Origin of the sequence: Guyparkeria sp. (assembly GCF_041687595.1) — a bacterium.
Taxonomy (GTDB): domain Bacteria; phylum Pseudomonadota; class Gammaproteobacteria; order Halothiobacillales; family Halothiobacillaceae; genus Guyparkeria.
The window spans coordinates 1-3,029 of sequence record NZ_JAWLBP010000094.1 but is presented as its reverse complement, the minus strand read 5'-3'; the positions used below and the strand labels follow the sequence as shown (position 1 = coordinate 3,029).

Below are 3,029 nucleotides of genomic sequence, written 5' to 3'. Positions count from 1 at the left end.
GCCTCCATGCGCTGAGCGTTCTCGTCCCCCAAGGAAAATCATTTCTATGTTGTTTTCAGAACTGGGCCTTCGCCCGGAACTCCAGCGCGCCATCGAAGAGCGCGGCTACACCGAACCCACCCCCATCCAGGCCCAGGCCATCCCTGCCGTACTGTCCGGCAAGGACCTGCTCGCCGCGGCGCAGACCGGTACCGGCAAGACCGCCGGCTTTACCCTGCCGTTGCTCGAGCGCCTGATGGAGACGCACCCGGAAGGCGGCCACAAGGGCGGAAAGCGTCCGATCCGTGCGCTGATCCTCACCCCGACACGTGAGCTGGCCGCTCAGGTCGAGCAGAGCGTGCTCGACTACGGCCACCACCTGCCGCTCAAGTCGATGGTCATGTTCGGTGGTGTGGGCATCAACCCGCAGATCGACAAGCTCAAGAAGGGCGTCGACATCCTCGTCGCCACGCCGGGGCGTCTGCTGGATCACCAGAGCCAGCGCACCGTCGATCTTTCCCAGGTTGAAGTCCTGGTGCTGGACGAAGCCGACCGCATGCTCGACATGGGCTTCATCCACGACATCAAGAAGATCCTCAAGATCGTGCCGGAAGAGCGCCAGAACCTGCTGTTCTCCGCCACCTTCTCCGACGAGATCCGCACCCTGGCAGGCAAGCTGCTCGACAGCCCGGCCGAGATCTCCGTCACGCCGCGCAACACCACCGTCGAGGCGGTCAGCCAGTCGGTCTACGAGGTCGATCGCGACAAGAAGCGCGAGCTGCTCGCCGAGCTGCTGATCGACCAGGACTGGCAGCAGGTGCTGGTGTTCACCCGCACCAAGCACGGCGCCAACCGCCTGGCCGAGTACCTGTCCAAGCGTGACATCCCGGCGATGGCCATCCACGGCAACAAGAGCCAGACGGCCCGCACCAAGGCGCTGGAATCGTTCAAGAACGGTTCGATCCGCGTACTGGTGGCCACCGACATCGCCGCGCGCGGCATCGACATCGCCCAGCTGCCCTACGTGGTCAACTTCGAGCTGCCGAACGTTGCCGAGGACTACGTCCACCGCATCGGCCGTACGGGTCGCGCGGGCGAGTCCGGCGAGGCGATCTCGCTGGTCTGCATCGACGAGCACAAGCTCCTGGCCGGCATCGAGCGCCTGACCAAGCAGAAGTTCACCCGCCACGTCGTGCCCGGCTTCGAGCCGGACCCGAACGCCAAGCCCGAGCCGATCCCGAACGGTCGTAACAACGCCGGGGGCGGTCGCCGTGGTGGCGGTGGTCGTCCCGGTGGTGGCCAGGGCGGTCCGCGTGGTCGTGGCGGTCCCGGCGGCGGCCAGGGACGCGGCCCCGGTGGCGGCGGTCGTGGCCCGGGCGGTCGTCCCGGTGGCCGTGGTGGCCGCGGCGGCGGTGGTCGCAGCGGTAACCGCTAAGGCTCCCCGCTAATTCCTCGGCCTCGGCCGACGTTACGACACGACATAGAACGCCCGGCTCATCAGCCGGGCGTTTTGCGTTTCAGGGCCTGCGCTTGGTTAGGTAGGGACTTATCGAATAACAGACAAAGTAATTGGTATTGCCCTTCTGGTCGGCTACCGTCGGAAGGGAGCACACAACAATCCCTCAGGGATTCGAGGAGGAACCGATGATCAAGCGTGCCTTGCTGTTTGCCTGCCTGCTGCCGGTGGTGGTCATGGCCAGCGATAACCGCCCCTGGGGCACGGCCGAGCTGACCGAAAAGGACTACCAGCCCGACAAGGTCGTCTACGACGTGGCGGCTGCCGATGCCGAGGCGCTGAACAGCATCATCGGGCGGGTCAGCCACCTGAACAACGAATACGCCGGTGACGTGTTCGACGCGCATATCGTGGTGGTCCTGCACGGCGACGAGATCCCGCTGTTCACCGCCGAGAAATATCAGGAGAACAAGGAGCTGATGGAGCGCGCCCAGTCGCTCACCGTCGCCGGCAACATCGAGTACCGCATGTGTGCGGCCGCCGCCGCGCTCCACGACGTCGAGCCCGAGGACGTGCATGGTTTCGTCAACGTGGTGCCCATGGCCGACGCCGAGATCATCGAGTTGCAGCACGAGGGCTATGCCTACATGAAGTGATCGCGGCCTCCTTGATCTGGAACCGCGTAACGGGGTGTGCCTCCCCTCCCGAAACCGTCATGGGGTAGGCGGCATGTCTCCCAAGCCGGTCGCGGCCCGCTATTTCAACCGGCTCGCGAGTGTCAGGAGCCCGTGGGGCGACTCAGCCATGCATGGCGTATCAACCAACTCGTAAGGTGACTCCATGACACCTCCCTGTGTTTCCCAAAAACGCGCAGCTTTCCGTGAATTGCACCGGTCGGGCTGTTTTGTGCTGCCGAATCCGTGGGATGCCGGTAGTGCGAAGATCCTGGCAGGGCTCGGGTTCAAGGCGTTGGCGACAACGAGTTCCGGCTACGCCTGGTCCTGCGGGCGTGCCGATGGACAGCTCTCGCGAGCCGAGACCCTGGCCCACATGCGCGCAATGGTTGACGCCACCGGACTGCCCGTCAACGCGGATTTCGAGAGCGGATTCGCGGAGACCGCTGACGGCGTGACTGAAAGCGTGGGGTTGGCGGTGGAAACCGGGGTGGCGGGCATTTCCATCGAAGATTCGACCGGTGACCCGAACAAGCCGCTGCGGGCAATCGGCGAGTCGGTTGAGCGAATCAGGGCAGCGCGTGCCGCGATTGATGCGAAAGGCGGTGACACGTTGCTGGTCGGTCGGGCGGAGAACTTCTTCGTCGGCCGCCCCGACCTCGATGACACCCTCCTGCGCCTGACAGCCTACGCGGATGCCGGGGCGGACTGCCTCTACGCACCCGGCATCAAAACGCGTGACGAAATTCGTGCCGTCGTGTCCGCCGTCGCACCCGAGCCGGTAAATGTGCTGATCGGCTGGGACAGCGATCTGTCCGTGCAGGATCTCGCGGACCTCGGTGTCAGGCGCATCAGTCTCGGCGGCGCGTTGGCACGAGCCGCATGGGGTGGCTTTATGCAAGCGGCGCGCTCAATTGCCG

The 3,029-nt window shown here is 65.0% G+C and carries 3 protein-coding genes; all 3 read left to right on the top strand.

Translation table 11 applies throughout. The features are described from left to right. The first annotated feature begins 37 nt into the window (after window positions 1-37). Window positions 38-1,414: a DEAD/DEAH box helicase gene (locus ACESL5_RS09685; RefSeq protein ID WP_372592573.1), complete on the top strand. Its 1,377-nt coding sequence runs from the start codon at window positions 38-40 to the stop codon at window positions 1,412-1,414. Window positions 1,415-1,623: 209 nt separating this feature from the next. Then, the gene (locus ACESL5_RS09680; RefSeq protein ID WP_372592572.1) at window positions 1,624-2,091 is read left to right on the top strand and encodes a DsrE family protein; all 468 of its coding nucleotides are present in this window, start codon (window positions 1,624-1,626) and stop codon (window positions 2,089-2,091) included. 184 nt (window positions 2,092-2,275) lie between these two features. Then, window positions 2,276-3,029, top strand: a 754-nt coding sequence (locus ACESL5_RS09675) for an oxaloacetate decarboxylase (protein WP_372592571.1), incomplete at its 3' end; no start/stop codon positions are given.

Bases quoted from the DNA above. Each gene is read 5' to 3' on its own strand.
- ACESL5_RS09680 (WP_372592572.1), top strand. From the start codon at position 1,624: ATGATCAAGCGTGCCTTGCTGTTTGCCTGCCTGCTGCCGGTGGTGGTC.